This window comes from Vibrio sp. 10N.261.45.E2 (genome assembly GCF_002875705.1).
Classification (GTDB): Bacteria; Pseudomonadota; Gammaproteobacteria; order Enterobacterales; family Vibrionaceae; genus Vibrio.
On sequence record NZ_MCZZ01000131.1, the window covers coordinates 1 to 19,377 of the forward strand.

Genomic DNA, 19,377 nt, shown 5'->3' on the forward strand with positions numbered 1-19,377 from the left:
CGCGATGAACCTTTTTTATTCCACTTATGAATAAAAACGCTTTTTATATAAACAAATCTTTATTATGTGATAGGGCTAACACTCTAATTTAGGCTTTGTAATAAAATGATGTTTTATTGGTAAGTGTTTGTTTAGAATGAACTTAACAAGGTTCAGCTAACGGGTGTATGCTCGAAAATGTTTGCACAATAGTGTGAAGTGTTTCAAAATTACGAAGTTATATTGAAATTTTCTGTGCATTGAGGTTCTTATGAAAGTCATTGATTTATTTAAACACCGAGGCGATAGCATGTCTTCGCAACACTCAGAGTTTATGCAATGGATGTCTCCAGCTCTAAGAGATTACTGGGGCGACTTTCTTAATCGTACGCAAAATAGTCATTTCTTTGCGTGGGTTCGTGATCACCACAAACCTGCTGTCAATGAAGATGCACCAGAGATGCCAGTAGAACAACCAATCGAATTAAAGCCAGAAGCACAGCTTGTGTTTGATGAGCTAAATCAGCAGATCGGTGAAGTCATCCATACTGGTGATTGGATCAATGTAAGTCAAGACCGTATCAACCAATTCGGCCTTGTTACTGAAGACATGCAGTGGATCCACACAGAGCCTGAAAAAGCGGAAACAGACTCTCCGTTCAAAACAACCATTGCACATGGTTTTTTAACTCTATCTCTGCTTCCTCGACTGACTGACAGTGTTGACCCTGACAAGTCTCAGTTTCCAACAGCGAAAATGGTAGTAAACATTGGCCTTAACCAAGTACGTTTCCCATACCCTGTGAAATCCGGCAGTAACGTTCGTGCTAAAAGTACGCTGACCAAAGTAACGCCAATTAAGAAAGGTCTAGAGATTGAACGCGAAATTCGCGTAGAAATTGAAGGCATTCGTCGCCCTGGCGCTGTGATTGTTTCAGTGATTCAACTTCACTTCTAAACGAACTGTATAGATTCCCAAAAAAGAGAGAGCTTAATGCTCTCTCTTTTTGTTTGTGTCATATCAAATCGACATGGCTAGCGACGATAATAACGTCACCAAAAGTACTTCACTTACTTAATACGCGTGTAACCGTATTCTTCGATAAGATCTTGCCCTTGCGTTGACTTCACGAATTTGATGAAGTCTTTGCTCTCGTCAGAAACTGAGTCTGTTTTATGTAGCAGCAAGAATGGGCGCGCTAATTCGTAGCTGTGATTAGCAATATTCTTAGATGTTGGCTCAACGCCTTCAAAAGTGATTGCTTTGATTGAACGGTCGATAGAACCAACAGAGATAAAACCAATCGCATGCGGGTTATGGTTAACAATCGTTTTAACCATGCTGTTACTGTTTACAACCAAGTTATTTGGATTGATGTCAGACACTCGACGGTCATTAATGATTTTTGTTAGACCAAGCAAGCTTTCGAAGCTGTAGCGTGAACCAGAAGAAGCTTCACGAGTTACGACTGCGATAGGTTGGTCGGCACCACCCACTTCCTTCCAATTCGTTACCTTACCTTTGTAGATATCGAATAGCTGTTCACGAGTGATGTTATTCACGGCGTTCGAACGATTGGTTACGACTGCTAGACCGTCAAAGGCAATTGGGAATACCTGTAACTCTTCGCTCTGTTCGCGGTTGGTTAAGTAACGTGAGCTCATACCCACGTCAGCGACACCTTTATTCACCATGGTAATGCCAGCTGTAGAGCCTATGCCCTGAACTGCAATGTAATTATCAGGATGAGTCTTGTTGTACTCCTCTGCTAATACATCCATCACTCGAGCAACAGAAGTGGAGCCCGAAATATTGGTTTCTTGTGCATAAGCAGCATGAGAAGAAAGGGCTAAGGATAAAAGAGAGGCAAGCGCGACTCGTAACATAAACAACTCCTAGTTAATAACATTTGTCGCATATGATAGGTCGGTTATATGACACTTTTGTGAAAATTCATATTCGTGATTTAGTGTCCGGAATCTTTAAACCAATACCGCTAACGTTGGTTCATGAGCGCGAGACGGCTTTACGAAAGAAGATCGGATATGAGAGCGCGGTTGGTATTTTGTTTGCCCTTGTTCGCTAAAGTGTTTGTTGAGTCCTAAGCTAATTAGAGACTGATTGAAATTTCTATTAAGTTACAAGGAGTGTTATGTCCGTTATTCATATCGAACTGAATCGTCTTTTAATTGGGGCTGAGAAGCTCTGTACATCTCGAAATCGCAGTTTACCTGTCGAGCTAGGCAAATCCCTATATGAAGAGTGTGAGGGCGGTGTAGTGTTTTCTCAGGCTCATTATCTACTCGACTCATCACATAGTGATTATACAAACGAGGTCGCCTGCGTGACTTTTGATGAGTCGTTATCTTGTTGGTTAGTAACGGTGCCACTTGAAGGTGATGTCGAAACCGACGCTGTAAACTGGGGGCCGTACCCGTACCTTCCTAGATCAAAGGATCTTGATGCTATCTTGGCGGAGATAGAAAAAGACCCTAAATCGTATTTCTGGTCATAGTCACTCAGTTTTTACATTGCTGGTGGCGTGCTCCCAAAGTTAAACAGCTTAGCCTCAAAGCTAAATAGCCGGCTCTCAAAGCTTGATTCTCAAAGCCAAACAGTTTGCATCAGCTAGCTGCTAACACATCCACATCAATCTATTTACTTCAAAATTCCGGTTTTATGCTTTGTTGTTGGGCTTGTGCAACTAATGAGCGGAAGTCCTTTGGTGTTTTACCATGATAAGTTTTGAAGGCAGTACTAAAGTGAGCTGCACTTTTAAAACCGGATTCATACGCTATTTGAGTGATCGACTTGTTCGAGGTTCTTAGCTGTGTAGCCGCATGAGCAATACGCTTTATTTTCAGCAGGTTTGAGAACGACAAATCTTCAGCAGATAAGCGACGTTTAAGGGTCGCAGGGGACATTCCCATATAACTGGCTAGCGTATCTAAAGAGATATTATTCTCGATGTTTTGTTCGATGTAATGGATGACCTTTTGCGTCACGGTTAATCTAGAAGCTCGAGCAATAATGACTAATAGAGCTGGATGCTGCTCTACCATTAGCGACAACAATCCTAAGCCAAGTTGAGTGAGTGCGTAGTCATTCTGGGGCGAAGAACTAACAAGTGACATGATGAGCTCTTTCAGCTGGCAGATCTCGGTGTCGGTTTGATTGAACTTTATGTACTTGTCTGGAATTCTTGTGGATTCTAAATCGCTGAACTGGTTAATGAACTTCTGAAAGATAGCTAAATCAAAATCTAAGCAGGTTGCGCTAAATTCGCCATTTTCAGTGTTAACGGTGATGTCTTTAATCTGACCAGAATTGTAAAGAGTGAAATCTCCCGCCTTCAGAGAAGCTTCCGTGCCATTAGGTAGCACAAAAGAGATGCTGCCCTTAGATACTATAAAGATACCGTTTTTAGAGGCAGGATAACGTTCTCGTCTCCTGGGAATGAAGTTTCTAAACTGAGTAACTGTGATTGATGACATAGTGCGCTTCTTTGACGTTGTAAATTAGTTGCTTATTGATTGTTTTTTTTAAGTATTGTTTAAGCATGAGACATTTACAAAAAAAGGCGCTAATAATTAGCGCCTTTAGAAGTGAATCTTTGAAGCTTTAACCTTGAAAGCCCAAACCTTTAAAGCTATTCAGCTTCGGTTTCGTTTGTTGTTTCAGGCTCGCTAGGCAAGTCCACAAACACTTGAGTAGGTTTTGCTACTAAGTTACGGTTTTCCTGATTAACTTCGGAGAGAACTACTTCTAAAACGTCTCCCAGTTTGTATACCATTTCTTTATCGATAGATACAGTACCCATATCACCGTTGCATTCAATTCTTTCTTTATTATCAAGAATGAGAGAGCCAGGGATAAATGCAGCCGCGCCATTTTCTAGTAAACGTACACGCATACCTGCGCGGTTAATATCGAAGATCTCTGCTTGGAAGCGAGTTTCCTCTGATGGAGCATTTGCTAGAGTACGAGCATACAACCAATCGCCAACATTGCGCTCAGCCATGCCGTGGTGACGGCGGTGTAGGGCAAGTTCATCACCAATGGTTTCGTCTGGTGTTTGAATTGGCGCTTTACCTAGAATGTGTGCTTTCAACATACGGTGGTTAATCATATCGCCGTATTTACGAATTGGAGAAGTCCAAGTTGCGTAAATATCTAACCCCATCGCGTAGTGTGGTGCAGGTTCATTGCTGATCTCGCTGTACGCTTGGAATTTACGAATACGGTTATCGTAGTAGCTGTTGTCTAAAGAACCTAACCAACGACGCAGTGTTGCAAAACCTTCAAGAGAAACGATCTGCTCTTCAGTGAACGGTGTTTCAGCTTGTGGGTTAACCAGTTCAAGAACATCAGAGATTTTCTCAGCTTTGAAACCAGAGTGGCAGTTAAACACACCTTGGTTGAAGCTCTCTTTCAGTACTCGACCTGCACAGATGTTCGCGCTGATCATCGATTCTTCAACAAGCTTGTTTGCATTGCGACGCATGTCTGCGTGAATCGCCACAACATCGTTATCTTCGCTAAGTTCAAAGCGGTAGTCAGGGCGATCAGGGAATACCACTGCGTTTGCTGAGCGCCATGCTGAACGTGCTTGTGCAAATTCGTGTAGGTCAGAAACAATCGCAGCAATCTCTTCTGATGGTTGCCATTTCTCTGATGCACCTGTTTCTAGCCAGTCTGATACGTTGTCGTATGCAAGACGAGCATGAGATTTGATGTTTGCTGCAAAGAAGTTAATGTCGTCACCGATAACGCCATCTTTAGATACCGTTACTGTGCAGCAAAGTGCAGGGCGAACTTCGTTCTCGATCAGAGAACACAAGTTGTCAGCAAGATCACGAGGTAACATTGGTATGTTTCGACCAGGAAGGTAGATAGTGAAACCGCGCTCGCGAGCCACTTTATCCATAGCATCATCTGGAGAGATATAAGCCGTAGGATCAGCAATTGCGATGGTCAGTTCAAAATCACCGTTCTCTTTCTTCTTCGCGTAAAGCGCATCATCCATGTCTTTTGTACTTTCGCCATCGATAGTCACAAAAGGGACGTGCGTCATGTCTACACGTTCAAGATCGGCGTCGTCGTTGATTAACCAGTTGTCGATGCCTTCAGGTTCGCTGTTTGGTAGGTCGTTTTGTGCCAACGTTACCCACCAAGGTGCAATCTTGTCGTCAGCATCTGTGATTTTTTCAGAGATCTGAGCCAAGAAACCATTGTCACCTTTTAAAGGGTGTTGAACGATATGAGCAACTACCCAGTCACCTTCTTTCAGCGTTTCAGGGTTGAGACCCTTCTTTGCTTTCGCTTTTAGTTGCAGTTTTTTCAGCTGCGGGTGATCAGGAACAACGTTCAATCGGCCTTTGAAAAGCTTCACTCGCGCGATAAAGCGAGTAAGACCTTGTTCAACCAATTCCTCAGGCTCTGCTACTTCGCGCTCTTTCTCTGTGCGAATGATGGCAATCACCTTGTCGCCGTGCACACATTTCTTCATGTACGGAGGCGGGATAAAGAAGCTTGTTTTGCTATCAACTTCGAGAAAGCCAAAGCCTTTTTCAGTGGCTTTGATAGTACCTTCCTTTTTAGGGAGGGTTTCTTGGATTTGCTGCTTGAGCTGAGCGAGTAGAGGATTATCTTGAAACATCTTACTTTTATCTAACGAGAACAATTGAGCACACTATAATCATTGCGAGGCTCGATTACTACTTAAAGCCGAAGTGAGCGTAAATTAATTGCCCTCTTATTTAACTCTACCAATTTGGTTGAACTCCATTGCCCTGACGAGATATTCATCAAGTTTTGACGAGATGATAGCCAGTATTGATAGAAAACCGAAAAATATGTGATGTATTTCAATTTTTTCTGGCTTTTTTTATGCATTTAGGGAATAATCCGCCTCCCTTAGACGTCCCTAATGGCTTGAAGTGTTTTATTACTGCTTCGTAACTCTGAATGGAATCAGTATCTGATTGGATCAGTATTGGAATTGATAGAGCTCCCGGGACCTTTTGTTTACTTATATATAGTGGGATCCCAATGTCCGAATCTGTAATTCAATTTAATGAATTAGCCCTAAACGATAACATTCTTTCAGCTCTTGATAGTATGGGTTTCGTTTCTCCGACTCCAATCCAAGCAGCAGCTATTCCTCTTCTACTTGAAGGCCGTGACGCACTAGGTAAAGCACAGACTGGTACTGGTAAAACAGCAGCATTCTCTCTGCCTTTACTTAACAAAATCAACCTAAACCAACACAAACCACAAGCAATCATCATGGCTCCTACTCGTGAGCTAGCGATTCAAGTTGCTGCGGAAATCAAAAACCTTGGCCGTGATATTAAAGGTCTTAAGGTTATTGAAATCTACGGTGGTGCTTCAATTGTTGACCAAATGCGTGCTCTAAGCCGCGGTGCTCACATTGTTGTTGGTACTCCAGGTCGTGTTAAAGACTTACTAACTCGTGACCGTCTACACCTAGATGAAGCACACACATTTGTTCTTGATGAAGCAGATGAAATGCTAAAAATGGGCTTCGTAGATGACGTTACTTGGATCCTAGAGCAAGCTCCAGAATCTGCACAACGTGTACTTTTCTCTGCAACTATGCCTCCAATGGTTAAGACTATTGTTGATCGTTACCTACGTAACCCGGCTAAAGTTGACGTTGCTGGTACTAACCACACAGTTGATAAAGTAGCGCAGAACTTCTGGGTTGTTAAAGGCGTAGAAAAAGACGAAGCAATGTCTCGTCTTCTAGAAACTGAAGAAACTGACGCGTCAATCGTATTCGTACGTACTCGTCAAGACACTGAGCGTCTAGCTGATTGGCTATCTGCACGTGGCTTCAAAGCTGCTGCACTGCACGGTGATATTCCTCAGTCTCTACGTGAGCGTACTGTTGATCATATCAAACAAGGTGTTATCGACATCCTAGTTGCAACTGACGTTGTAGCACGTGGTCTTGATGTTCCACGTATCACTCACGTATTCAACTACGACATCCCATTCGATGTTGAATCTTACATCCACCGTATCGGTCGTACTGGCCGTGCTGGACGTAAAGGTAAAGCGATCCTACTAGTTCGCACTAACCAAATTCGCATGCTTCGTACAATCGAGCGCGTAACTAAGTCATCTATGGAAGAAATCCAACTTCCTCTACGTGACCAAGTTGCTGCAGCACGTGTTGCTAAGCTTGGCGCTGAACTTGAAACTGAGAAAGAAAGCAAAGCACTAGAAAACTTTGCAGGTCTTATCTCTACTCTTCAAGAGTCTCTAGAAGTTGACGCTGCTACTCTAGCTGCAATGCTTCTTAAGCGTCAGCAAGGTAAGAGCCCACTATTCTACGTTGGCGAAGACCCAATGATCGCTGCTATTGAGCGTGACAAGAACCGTCGTAAAGAGCGTCGTGAAGACCGTGAAAACGGCCGTGGCGATCGTAACTTCAATACGCAAGATTGGGATACTTACCAACTGCAAGTTGGCCGTGAGCAAGGCGTTCAGGTTAAAGACATCGTTGGCGCACTAGCAAACGAACTAGGCCTAACTAAAGGTTCTATCGGTGCTATCAAGCTAGACCAAGGTTCTACTTACGTTCAACTGCCAAAAGCAATGAACTCTGAAACTGCGGGTAAGCTAAGCAAACTTCGCATTCGCCAAAAAGAAGCTGGCGCTGTAGTTGTTGATTTCAACGACTTCCGTGAGCCTCGTCGTGGCGGCGGCGGTCGTGATGGTAACCGTGGCGGTCGTGATGGTGGACGCGGTGGTTACCGTGGCAACCGTGATGGTAACCGCGAAGGTGGCAACCGTGAAGGCGGTCGTGGTGGATACCGTGGCAACCGTGATGGTGCTCGCGATGGTAACCGTGAAGGCGGCCGTGATGGCGAACGTCGTTTCGACCGTAACCGTGGTGGCGATCACCGTGGTAACTTCCGTGGCGAACGTGGCCATGGTAACGGCAATGGCGGTGGTAACCGTGGTCGTCGTCCAGAGCGCAACGAAGGTTAGTCACCTGTTGCTTAGACGTTTAGTCTAGACACTGAATATGAAAGCCGAGCGTAATGCTCGGCTTTTTTGTGCCTGCTAGATCAACTTAACATCTGGTAGGTTCGATAGGCGCAGCCAACTTACCTCAACTAAGCTTCTTGTCTGTCACTAAACTGAGCTGTATCGCGTTCTAAGCCTATACTAAAAGAACGTGCTACAAGATGGTGAAACAATGAATGAAGTCTATTTAAGCGATGTAGAAGCGTTTTCAATTGTAGAGTCCTGTTCGAAGGCAACCAAAATAAGATCGGATCTTGTCGTTCACTATTCTCAGTTTCGTGATCTTTTGAATGTAAACACAGAAAAATAGAGTAAGAAATTTTGGTAGTGCTAAACAGGTGGAAAGGGGATGTGTGGTCGTTTTTTAGGCGGATTGCCTAGGTTTGCTCGCGTTACTCTAATTAACTGAATCCAGTTAAAAATAATCTGAGCACTCGTTTGCGTCAGTTGTTTATAAACTTTCTTATTCAACTATTTTTTAATTTCTCTCTCGAAATAAATAATTTGATGACTGAGATCAACTTAATTGTGTTCATTCGGTGATTTTTTCAAAACAAAAGTTGAAAGATTCAAAAATTATTGAATAATGGACTTAACTAAAATTGAAGTAAACACTTCATCCAATTCGTACTGAAACAGGATCCATATCCAATGTCTAATTCGTTTGTTCTGGTTATTAACTCGGGTAGTTCATCCCTAAAATTTGCTGTCATCGATTCTGTTTCTGGTGAAGCAGTGTTAAGTGGTCTAGGGGAATGTTTTGGTCTTGAAGATGCTCGCATGAGCTGGAAATATCAAGGCGAGAAAACTGAAATTGCCATTCAAGGTGAAGATAACCACCACAAGATTGCCATTGGCAAATTGGTTGGCCTGATGGAAGATCTAGGCTTTACTGCTGATATCGTGGCTATCGGTCACCGTATCGTTCACGGCGGTGAGAAGTTCACTCAAACCGTTCGTATTACTGAAGAAGTAACGAACGAAATTGAAAGCCTATCTGATCTAGCTCCACTTCATAACCCTGCAGGTGCTGTCGGCATCCGTGCTGCGATTGAAGCTTTCCCTTCTCTACCTCAATTTGCTGTATTTGATACGGCTTTCCACCAAACAATGCCACAACGTGCATTCACTGGTGCAATCGCGAAAGAGCTTTACACAGACTTCGGTGTACGTCGTTACGGCTTCCACGGTACAAGTCACTACTTCGTTAGCCGTGAAGCTGCGAAAATGGTAAACAAGCCAGTTGAAAAAGCTAGCTTCATCTCTGTTCACCTAGGTAACGGCGCATCTGTATGTGCAATCAAAGATGGTAACAGTGTTGATACTTCTATGGGCTTCACGCCACTTTCTGGCCTAATGATGGGTACACGTTGTGGTGACCTAGACCCAGGTATCATCGAGTACCTACTTAAGAAAGGCTGGTCACAAGAGCAAGTATTTAACTCTCTAAACAAGGAGTCTGGCTTCCTAGGCGTGTCTGGTCTTACAAGCGATGCTCGTGGCATTTTAGAAGCAATGGAAGAGGGCCATGAAGGTGCTAAGTTAGCATTTGAGGTGTTTACTTACCGCGTATCAAAATACATTGCTTCTTACCTTGCAACGTTAGATTCTTTAGACGGCATCATCTTCACTGGCGGTATCGGTGAGAACTCTCTACCAATTCGTCGTGAGATCCTAAGCAACCTTAAGATTCTAGGTTTTGTTGAAGATGTAGCAGGTAACGAATCGGCTCGCTTTGGCGCTGAAGGCATCATCGGTAAGTCTGAAATGCTAGACGCAGTAGCAATGGTTATCCCAACTAACGAAGAATTCGTTATTGCTCAACAGTCGGTAGAACTTCTGCAATAGAGTCTAAAGCTTAAGCAAGACAAATATTAAAAAGCGAGCCCAAGTGGCTCGCTTTTTTGTGTCTGTTGATTAGTTAAGTGTTATTTAACTTCATATCTTAATAGCACTTCATTATCGAGAACAACGTTCGTCGACCAGATATAGCTTGCGCCTGCGCCACTGAATTTTTCGATAAAGTTCATGTACGCTTTTTTATTGTTTACGCCAATATCGTCTTCTGAGTAGACAGATGCTTGAGGCCATGAGGCTGAATCAAACTCTTGGCTCATCCAGTTGCTTGGGGTTTCCCAGTGAGCGGCATAGGCATCTTGCCCGTGATCAGTACCTTCAGTAGTGCAACTTTCAGAAAGGCGTTTTCCGTCCACTTCGCTCAAGCAAGTCAGGTCATAAATTGGTGACGTATAAAAGGTTTGTGCTTGCCAGTCTGGTCCTGTCACACTTCCATCACTAAAGCTTGCAATAAAGCCACCATCACCCGCGTGATACGCTTTACCACGGTTGTCTTCGCTACCAAGACCTAGGTTTCCTTCCCAATCAATCACTTTCACCGCAATTGTGTAAGGCTTCTTCACCTTAAATTTGACGATGTTTGAGTTAAACGGTGTGAAAGGAACGGTATCAACCGCGATTAACTTGCCGTTGATATAAAGTTCGAAATAGTTGTCGGCAAAAATATAGCCTGTTATTTCTTCACCGTCGGGATCCACTACAGCTACAGGTACCGCGCTTTGATCGACCTCCGCGAGGCTGCTTGGTGTGGTGTTTGAACACTCTTCATAAAGATCGAAGGCTTTTGGTCCATTCGCAAAGTTGTTTTCGGCAGGAACTGTCCAGACCTTTCCTTCAGAGTCTGTAATTTCCCCACCACCAGCGACTCGGCTGCGTCCGTTTTCACATTCAAATAGATTGGACTCAACGGTAGTGGCTTTGCCTTGAGTAATACTTGCTGTGCCTTGGTAATCGTTGATTTTGCTGACCGAAGGTGTGTCTGATGATGGTGAGCACCCTGCTACGAGTAATGCGATAGATGAAATGGCAAGAGCTTGATGTTTTTTGTTGATCATAGATAGAGACCCAATGTGGGATGATGTAAATAAGCGTGGTTCAAAATAAGCCAAGTGCAAGTAATTTAAGCCAAATAAACTAAGCACAACAACCTAAATCACCTGCTGGGATGCCATACTTATTCCTGAATGGGGCCTATAATATCGGTACGAATGTAAACAAGCGTAAAGCTGAGTAATGAACGGTAAAATAGCGTTTGCTTAGATAATGACTCAGGCTTGCGCCTTGTTCGTAAAAATAACCTCCACGAATCAGTCTCTGGTTGTGATTGAGATAGTATTTTGCTACAAAACGCGCATAATCTCGCTATACAACATTTAAAGAAGAAATTACTTATGACTAGCTTTCAATACTACTTTCACCAATTGCCTTGCTTCGATTGTAAAAAAACGACAGTAAGTACAGATCTTGGTTGGTTAACGCCTGCGATGAAAGATGATGCAATCGCACAAGTGACTGCGACACTTGCACAAGGTGAGGTTACTCCAGATCTTTCAGCAAACGTGGTTTGTACTAAAGATGAAGCTCGCGAGTACTTACTGCTTAACTTCTTTGGTTATTCAGAAGAAGAGTTAGCAAGCGGCATCGAAGCGGATGATGAAAAAGAAGTCGCTGATGAAATCGCAGAACTACTAGAGGAAGGTAAAGACACCATCACCTTCGAACATGAAATTGCGCTTCAGTGCTGTGCTGACTGCGATGTTGAAGACGAGTCAAACTAAGCACTCGTATTAGACGATACATCCATCAATATGGTGTGATGTTCAAATGATTAAAGGCGTTAGTGGCTTAACAGTTCACTAACGCCTTTTTTGTCTCTCTGTTTCTTATCTTTAAGCGGCATTCATTCTTAAGATGTTGCGCTTTGTATAATGCCTTGCTCACTGAGTTGTGAAAGGATCTCTGCGGTTTTCTCTCTGAATAAATCTCTTAATAGACGCACCGTCGGGGTAATGGATTGACGACTTGGACACACTAACCAAAGCTCAGTAGATGTTGGCTTAAATCCAGGCATGACTTTGACTACTTCTCCTGTAAGCAGATGTTGTGACATATCCAGACAAGATTTGATGGCGACTCCTTTACCTGCAATACACCAACGTCTGACAAGGTCAGCGTCGTTCGAAGCGCGATTTCCTTTTAGTTTCACCTTATGATCTTGAGTGCCATTGTTAAACACCCACTCGTCTTGCAGCATGTCATGGAGCTGATAAAGCAACCCATTGTGTTGTGCTAAGTCACTTGGGTGGTTTGGTGTCCCCATTGCGGACAAATATTCAGGAGCTGCACACAATACCCTCGGCACATCGCATATCTTAAAGCCATACATGTTGGCATCGGTCGGGGATCCGTAACGCAGCGCCATATCGACGGAATCTCGGTAAAAATCGATATTGCTATCGCTGATGCTAGTACGAAGCGTCGCCTTTGGGTATTCAAGCAAGAATTCATCTAACCAAGGTGTGATTAGGTTCCGCCCTAGATCCGATGAAAGCGCAATACGAATTTCACCGTCAAGAATACCGAGCTCTTCGCGCATGTTGAGCTTCGCTTGCTCCAACATTTTTAAGGCTTGTTCACACTCGGGTAAATAACGTTCGCCAGCTGATGATAGCCTTAAGTGCCGAGTGGTTCTTACAAATAACTCCGCCCCCAGTGCCGCTTCAACACGTTTAACCGCAGCGCTTGCAGTAGCCGTTCGCATGTCTAGGTTGGTGGCTGCTGCGGTGACACTGCGAAACTCCGCCACTTTCAAAATGACCTGTAAGTCTTCAATTAGCATGTTATCTACCTGTATTGAATTATGTTCTAAACACGGAATTGGGATATTTCCCCATCACAACCTGCAGATGGGTTATCTCTAGTTATCGCTTCTAAGTTAGCTTCAAACACTTAATTGTCAAAATTAATTTGATAATAATTCAAATGTGAGGCTGTTTTTCATTAGTAATTTTATCACTATCATTTTCTCATATCGACAACGTAGCGCTCTACATACTGTATGAGCGAAACCTACGAGCTAGGGGAAAACAAGATGACTAAGAAAATCACAATGGGTGTAACGGATTTGTCGTTCCACCGTACGACCGCATCATTGGTTGCCAATGTATTGAAAGCCATGGGTTTTGAAGTAGAGCGTATTTTCTCTCCACATCAGGAGAACTTTGAAAGGCTGAAAACAGGCCAAGTGGATATGCTTTCTTCTGCGTGGCTGCCATCAAGTCACGGTATCTACAAAGCGGGTGTTGAAGAAGTTGAACCGCTTATCGAGCTTGGACTTCATTATGAACCTTACGCATTGTGGGGCGTGCCTGACTATGTGCCTCAAGAGGCGGTTTCTGAAGTCTCTGATTTATTAAAACCTGACGTGATCGAGAAAATGAACTCGACTATCCAAGGTATCAATCCTGGTGCAGGTATCACACGCTTCTCTATCCAGATGATGAAAGACTATGGTCTGAGCGATGCTGGTTATGAGTTTATTCCTTGCAGTGAAGACGATTGTTTCAGTGCATTTGAAAGTGCAGTCGCAAATAAAGAGTGGGTGATCGTGCCGCTGTGGAAACCTCAGTTTTTGCACTATCGCTATGATATTCGCGAGATCAAAGATCCAAAAGGCTTACTCGGAATCGTTGATAGAGCCGTGCTGCTTTTAAGAGATGACAAGAAACATCTTTTCACTGAACAGCAGATCCAAAAATTGGATTCACTAAGGTTCTCGAATGACATCATCGCAGAGCTGGACTACAAAGTTTGCCGAGAAGGTAAACCTCAAGACGAAGTCACACATGATTGGCTGGTTGAGCAAGGGCTGATTTAACCTCCAAGCCCTGGCAATGCAGGTAGATGTGTGTTGCCCGGGTAGCGTCAATACAATTATCAAAAATAATTTGAGAATCATTCAAATATTAGGCGGTTTATCTAGAGTGAGAATTAACTAAGATTAACTCGTCAACTTCAAGGAGAAAGCACAATGTCAGTACCATCAAAAATGAAAGCTATCGGTTTTACTCAATCACTTGCTATTACAGAGCAAGACAGTTTGTTTGAGTTTGAAACAAGTCTGCCAGAACTGAAAAATAATGACTTATTAGTAAAAGTGAGTGCGACTTCGATCAACCCTGCTGACGCAAAAATTCGTATTCGCAATGCCAAAGATAAAACGCTTGAGCAGCCTAAAGTGCTGGGCTATGACGCAGTCGGTGAGGTTGTTGGTAAAGGTGCAGACGTTGAAGGTTTCGAAGTCGGTGACCGTGTGTATTATGCGGGTGATGTAACGCGCATGGGAGCTAACGCAGAATACCAAGCTGTGGACTACCGTATTACCGCTAAAGTGCCTAAGAGCCTTTCTGATGAAGCTGCAGCCGTTATGCCACTAGCAACACTTACGGCATGGGAAGCGTTGTTTGACCGCCTGCGTGTTCGTCCTGAAGAGAAAAAGTCTATCCTGATCATTGGTGGTGCAGGCGGTGTAGGTTCAATTACAATTCAATTGGCTAAGCAACTCACCAACCTCAAGGTTATCGCAACCGCTTCAAGACCTGAAACGGAACAGTGGGTAAGAGATATGGGAGCGGATTATGTGGTGAATTACCGTAACCTTGTCGAATCTGTGCGAGAGCAAGGCATTCAACATGTCGACTACATCTTCAATGTCGCAGATACAAAAGGGCACTGGGATGCGATGGTTGAGCTTATTGCACCGCAAGGCATGATCAGTTCGATTGTAGAGTTTGACGGCGGGGTCGATTTATCGGCACTACAAGGTAAATCAGCAGGCTTTATTTGGGAGTTGATGTTTACACGTTCTTTGTTTAACACAGACGATATCCAGAAACAGCAGGACATTCTATTCCAAGCTGCGAATCTGATTGATTCAGGTCGTATTAAATCGACACTGACTACGACGCTAAATGGTTTTAGTGTGGATACAATTAAGGATGCGCACCAACGTATTGAAAGCAGTGCCTCGATTGGAAAAACAGCCATCAAATACTAATCGCTGATGTTTGAGTCTGTAGTTGTTTGGTAAAAGAGTAAGGTAAACATAGGAAAGGCGTTAGTAGACTTGAGTTTACTAACGCCTTTTTTATTTAGTGTTTTTAGCTAGCTTCACGGAGTTTCGACTCAAACCGTCAGTTAGAAATCATCGAGCACTGCGCGATACCTAGAAATAATGAAACACCGGAGGTTCATGCATTAAGAAGTTTTGATGCGAGATGTTCCAAGCATAAGCACCTGCTAGGGTGAACACCACATAGTCACCGATATCTACCTGCTCGATATGTTGATTTCGTGCCATAACATCTTTTGGAGTGCAAAGTTGTCCAACCAACGTGGCTTTAGCATGGTTTATCGGATGTGAAATGGTGGGTTGTTGATTACTTTTCACGATAGCAAAAGGGTGGTCATGGTTTTGTGCAGCCGGTGTGCGGAAATGATGTGTTCCACCACGAGCAATCACGAAGTTCTCGCCAAGATTTTGCTTAATATCCAGTACCTCCATCACGTAATAGCCGCATGGTGCCGAGATATAGCGGCCACATTCAAAACGTAGCTTCCAATCTTGCATATGTTCTTTAGCAATCAAGAACTCTAATTTGTCGCAGAACTCCATCCAAGGAAAGTGTTGCTGCGGGTTTTGGTAATTGATTCCCATACCTCCACCTAGATTGATGATCAGCTCGTCGAGTGAGAATGTCTTTTGCCACTCTCTGACGACTTGAAAATAACGTTGCATCAGGGCGAGGTGGCGAACAACGTCAAGTTGATGCGACATCAAGTGAAAATGGAATCCCTTTAACTTTATCAAGGGAAAGTCGCGTAGATACATTAAGGCGTTACTTAATTCACTCTCATCTAGGCCAAACGGAGTCGGCTTTCCCCCCATGGCTAACTTGCTCAGTGTAATGTCACCAATGTCGATGTTCATACGCAAGAAGATCGAAGCGGGCTGATTCAACCTCAGAGTTAAAGCACCAATGCGTTGTAACTCAGTGAGGCTCTCTACATGAATTGCATCGATATCGAGTGTAATCGCTTGCTCTAACTCACTTGGCATTTTCCCCGGACCACCAAAGATCAGTGGTTTATTGAGTTGTTGCTGGTGGAGGTGAGTAAGTTCTCCGCCTGATGCCGCTTCGAAACCATCAACATAAGGAGCTAAAGTACGTAGTATCGGCGCTGAAGGGTTCGCTTTCGCGGCGTAAAATAGCTCTACATTTTTCGGCAACACATGGCGCATCTGCTTAACGTGCTGCTCCAATGCGTGGAGATCATAAAGATAAGCACATAATGGTTGCGTTTGTTGTTCTGCTAGTTGATGGATCTCTTGGTGGATGCTTGTAGGGAGTTGAGGCGAATTAAGCATGGTGAACCCCTTTTGAATGAACTGGCCAAGGTGCAGCAACTTGAGTGTACCCAGACTCTTTATCGGCATTTTGCATCAAACGTGTTGTGAAGTTATTTTTGCTTGGGAAGTGGCCATCGTTAACTAATGCTAACAGTTCGGGTTGCTGACCATTGATCGACTGCCAGCGGACGATTGCGTCTTTTAAAGTGCCCCATAACGTATTCTCAAGTGCTGAGTCCCCTTCAGCGATAAAGAAAACAGCCTCGCTAACATTGTTAATGAAAGTGCAGTAACCTATGCGGTTCCAACCTTGCTCACGGCTGTAGTACACCGATTGACGAGCACGCTCTGAAAGTTGCTGAAGTGTCTCTGATGGCCAAAATTCGGGTAGCAACTTGGTGCCTTCTAAGTCTCGAATCCATACACAGCATGGCATGTCTTTTTCAAAACCAATCAGCGTGTTTTGTAGATGAGGTTCAAACGCAACTCCGTGTTTGAAGTAGTAGTTAAAGACACCAGGAATCAAACAATGCAGATAGCGTTCAAACCACAGCGTGGCGATATCTGCATATTGGCTTTGTGTTGTTTGCGCTTTGTGTTTGAGTTGAGTGGCGATGCAACTATTCCCGTCTGTGTCGTAAGCAAAGAGTGCTCCTGCTAGCGTTGGCTGCAAAATATCGGTTTCACTTAAACTGAAATTCTCTCGATATAAGATACCAAATGATTCTCGAGCCTTAATAACATCCGCATGTTCTTGGTCAGCCACAGATTCTAGATTCAATGTGGTGGCGTAGGGTTCTGTCATTACCTTGAATACTGGATTACGTAGTTGCTCGCTTTCTTTGATTGGATGAAGAATTGAGGTTAATTGAACGGCACTATCGAGTTCATACCATGCGTTTTTACGTACACAGTTGGTTAAACGTACATTGATAGAGAACTTAGCAAACCAATCCATATCCGGGTGATACAGAGTGCGCACGGATGAAGTGGGTAAGAGTTTTTCACCATCTAATCCAAGCGGGATGATCTTGCCTTGTTCAATGGCCGTTTTGACCACTGGGTTTTGCAAAAGCGTGTAACTTTCCCAAGGGTGGCAAGGGTAAAGCATGGTATTTGCTGAATTGTTCTCGTCAGGTGCAAGTTGTTCAAGCATGGTAATCGGTGAGGTTCGGTCATCTGAACTCAAGACGTCGAGCAAAGCAGTATCCACCTTAAACCAATAGAGAGGAACTTTCGCGCCAACCTCAGGGGAGCACGCTAGCAGATCATCGATACTGACACCAGATCGACTCTTTGGTGTTGGATGAAAAGTATGTCCCCAAAGTAACGATTGCTCTGATGCGATAAACGCATTGTGATGCTGAGGTGAGCTGCTTGAGTTTAGGAACTGCTCGGTGATCAACAAACTGTTTTCCATTTGCTCGATCAACTCGTGATTGAATGGAATCGTCAGCACTTGTTTTAGGTAATTGAGTAGAAGTGTCAGGGTTTGCGTCGCGTCCAGCTTACACCAAGCTGCTCCGGGCATTTTGGCCCAAGGTGTATCGCTGAGTTTCACTTTCCCCAGCTTACTGGTGTACTCAATGGGTAAAATCATCAGACCATTTTTCTGAGGTTGATTTTGGTGAGGTAGGTGAACAGCCACGCGCTGGTGAGCACTGTAGTTTCTTTTCAAAGTTTGAGGCAGAGAGGCAGAACTGTAGCGCCAATTGACCTGCTTCTTTGGTATCGCGTATTCACGTAGGTAACAGTTCACCACGCCCATGATGGTATTGAGTTGGGCTTTTTCTCGGTTTAGCAGTACTTTTTTATGATTTTGAAGAACTTGGTCTTCAGCGGAATATTCACTTGGAGGTAATTGAGTCTGTAACATGTTGATGTCCAAATTTTGAATGGATGATCAGTGCGATAGCAGTAATGCCACTGACCAACATAGAAAGTATGAAAGGAACCTCAAGCCAGCCCAAGCTTGATATGAAAGACGCGCTCAATCCAGCCGCAACGCCACCCCATTTAGACATGGCATCAAAGCGCGAAAATACTTTGCCGCTTTGTCGTCGATCAATTTGGTTTGCTAACATTTGATGCAAGCCGTGATAACAGCAAACCATGCCAAGCCCGAAAACAATACGAGCAATAATCAATACTTCTTGATAAGAAGTGAGATGCATTGCGGCACTGAGTGAAAGCAAACCAAAGCCTAGCCATAAAGTACGCTGCGCTTGATTGCGTTCAAGCTGGTGGCGATCAACCCATTCTGAGAACAGATGAACTTTCCCTGCAAAGAGCAGATAAACACCATGTGGGAGGGCATATAAAAATCCAATCCACGCTTGGCTTGTCACTCCATATTGCTGCACATAAGGCGAGAAATAGGGGAACGTGACGACCATGGCGAAAGCAAAGCTGAACTGCGCGCCAAACACCCAATAAAGCGCATTTAACGAGTTGAATTGGCTGTGTTGAGCTTTATCCGATGCCTGATCTTTTACTATCCCCTTAGATTTCGCTAAGTCATCAATGGGTAATGTTAAGGTGATCACTAGCGCGAATAGCGGCAAAGCGGACAGCCACAGATACGCGTTCAGCGGGTTTGTTTCCGATAAACTCCAGCCAAGCCCAATCGGAGCAATAATTAGCGCCAGACGGGCAGAAAGCTGAGTTTTATTGAGTGATTTACCGAGTGCTTTCGCATCGTTGATTTGACTGGATAAGTAGCTGTTTGAGGCGGCCATGGTGCCACCAAAGGTTCCTTGAATGATAAGACCAAACACAAACATTGCGAGGTTATCGGCTAAGCCACACAGCGCGAAGCCTGCTGCAAGCCCGAGTTGAGCACGCAATAGAGATCGACGTCTGCCATATTTATCAGCAAACTGACCCCAAAAGCGCGCCGCAACGGCCGTGCAAAAGGTGGGCAAAATGAACAGTACCCCCGCCCAATCCGAAGTAATGTTTGCGTCCAGTGTTGGCAATACCATCGGCAAAAACAGCGGCATTCCTAAGGCTGCAAACGCGGCGATAAAGTGGCTTAAAAGCACGCAATAGATGAGTTTGGTCATGATGG

General features: G+C 44.0%; 15 protein-coding genes. 7 read left to right on the forward strand and 8 right to left on the reverse strand.

Translation table 11 applies throughout. The annotated features are described in order from the left end of the window. Window positions 1-250 precede the first annotated feature (250 nt). Window positions 251-937, forward strand: coding sequence for a MaoC family dehydratase (locus BCT34_RS15180; protein WP_076654911.1), 687 nt, complete (start codon window positions 251-253; stop codon window positions 935-937). Window positions 938-1,050: 113 nt separating this feature from the next. Here the strand turns inward: BCT34_RS15180 and BCT34_RS15185 are convergent, their stop codons facing one another. Beyond that, window positions 1,051-1,866, reverse strand: a complete 816-nt coding sequence (locus BCT34_RS15185) for a phosphate ABC transporter substrate-binding protein (protein WP_076654912.1) — start codon at window positions 1,864-1,866, stop codon at window positions 1,051-1,053. A gap of 266 nt (window positions 1,867-2,132) precedes the next feature. Here BCT34_RS15185 and BCT34_RS15190 point away from each other — a divergent pair, with 266 nt between their 5' ends. After that, complete coding sequence (locus BCT34_RS15190; protein ID WP_076654913.1) at window positions 2,133-2,495, forward strand: DUF3024 domain-containing protein; 363 nt, start codon at window positions 2,133-2,135, stop codon at window positions 2,493-2,495. A 148-nt stretch (window positions 2,496-2,643) separates the two neighbouring features. Here BCT34_RS15190 and BCT34_RS15195 read toward each other — a convergent pair whose 3' ends face one another. Both BCT34_RS15195 and rnb read right to left on the reverse strand, forming a co-directional pair. Beyond that, complete coding sequence (locus BCT34_RS15195; RefSeq protein WP_076654914.1) at window positions 2,644-3,474, reverse strand: AraC family transcriptional regulator; 831 nt, start codon at window positions 3,472-3,474, stop codon at window positions 2,644-2,646. 155 nt (window positions 3,475-3,629) lie between these two features. Then, the gene (gene rnb, locus BCT34_RS15200; RefSeq protein WP_076654915.1) at window positions 3,630-5,639 is read right to left on the reverse strand and encodes an exoribonuclease II; all 2,010 of its coding nucleotides are present in this window, start codon (window positions 5,637-5,639) and stop codon (window positions 3,630-3,632) included. Between the two features lie 308 nt (window positions 5,640-5,947). On the opposite strand from rnb, the gene BCT34_RS15205 reads away from it, so the two are divergent. Together BCT34_RS15205 and BCT34_RS15210 are read left to right on the forward strand one after the other, a co-directional pair. Beyond that, window positions 5,948-8,002, forward strand: a complete 2,055-nt coding sequence (locus BCT34_RS15205; RefSeq protein WP_076654916.1) for a DEAD/DEAH box helicase — start codon at window positions 5,948-5,950, stop codon at window positions 8,000-8,002. A 690-nt stretch (window positions 8,003-8,692) separates the two neighbouring features. Next, window positions 8,693-9,889, forward strand: coding sequence for an acetate/propionate family kinase (locus BCT34_RS15210; protein WP_076654917.1), 1,197 nt, complete (start codon window positions 8,693-8,695; stop codon window positions 9,887-9,889). 80 nt (window positions 9,890-9,969) lie between these two features. Here the strand turns inward: BCT34_RS15210 and BCT34_RS15215 are convergent, their stop codons facing one another. Beyond that, window positions 9,970-10,953 carry a hypothetical protein gene (locus tag BCT34_RS15215; protein WP_076654918.1) on the reverse strand — a complete coding sequence of 328 codons (984 nt, stop codon included), beginning with the start codon at window positions 10,951-10,953 and terminating at the stop codon, window positions 9,970-9,972. A gap of 336 nt (window positions 10,954-11,289) precedes the next feature. On the opposite strand from BCT34_RS15215, the gene BCT34_RS15220 reads away from it, so the two are divergent. Then, the gene (locus tag BCT34_RS15220) at window positions 11,290-11,676 is read left to right on the forward strand and encodes a hypothetical protein (protein ID WP_076654919.1); all 387 of its coding nucleotides are present in this window, start codon (window positions 11,290-11,292) and stop codon (window positions 11,674-11,676) included. A 128-nt stretch (window positions 11,677-11,804) separates the two neighbouring features. Here BCT34_RS15220 and BCT34_RS15225 read toward each other — a convergent pair whose 3' ends face one another. Continuing rightward, window positions 11,805-12,737, reverse strand: a complete 933-nt coding sequence (locus tag BCT34_RS15225) for a LysR family transcriptional regulator (protein ID WP_076654920.1) — start codon at window positions 12,735-12,737, stop codon at window positions 11,805-11,807. Between the two features lie 270 nt (window positions 12,738-13,007). Between BCT34_RS15225 and BCT34_RS15230 the strand changes: the two genes are divergently transcribed. After that, window positions 13,008-13,775, forward strand: coding sequence for a glycine betaine ABC transporter substrate-binding protein (locus BCT34_RS15230; RefSeq protein WP_076654921.1), 768 nt, complete (start codon window positions 13,008-13,010; stop codon window positions 13,773-13,775). Window positions 13,776-13,928: 153 nt separating this feature from the next. Beyond that, complete coding sequence (locus BCT34_RS15235; RefSeq protein ID WP_076654922.1) at window positions 13,929-14,954, forward strand: zinc-binding alcohol dehydrogenase family protein; 1,026 nt, start codon at window positions 13,929-13,931, stop codon at window positions 14,952-14,954. Between the two features lie 168 nt (window positions 14,955-15,122). Here BCT34_RS15235 and BCT34_RS15240 read toward each other — a convergent pair whose 3' ends face one another. From BCT34_RS15240 to BCT34_RS15250, 3 genes are read right to left on the reverse strand one after another with little or no spacing between them, the layout of a single operon-like run. Beyond that, window positions 15,123-16,325, reverse strand: coding sequence for a type III PLP-dependent enzyme (locus tag BCT34_RS15240; protein ID WP_076654923.1), 1,203 nt, complete (start codon window positions 16,323-16,325; stop codon window positions 15,123-15,125). Further along, complete coding sequence (locus BCT34_RS15245) at window positions 16,318-18,183, reverse strand: IucA/IucC family protein (RefSeq protein ID WP_076654924.1); 1,866 nt, start codon at window positions 18,181-18,183, stop codon at window positions 16,318-16,320. Before BCT34_RS15245 ends, BCT34_RS15240 begins: the two co-directional genes overlap by 8 nt. After that, window positions 18,155-19,372, reverse strand: a complete 1,218-nt coding sequence (locus BCT34_RS15250; RefSeq protein WP_076654925.1) for an MFS transporter — start codon at window positions 19,370-19,372, stop codon at window positions 18,155-18,157. The genes BCT34_RS15245 and BCT34_RS15250 overlap by 29 nt, the downstream gene beginning before the upstream one ends. Window positions 19,373-19,377: the final 5 nt, after the last annotated feature.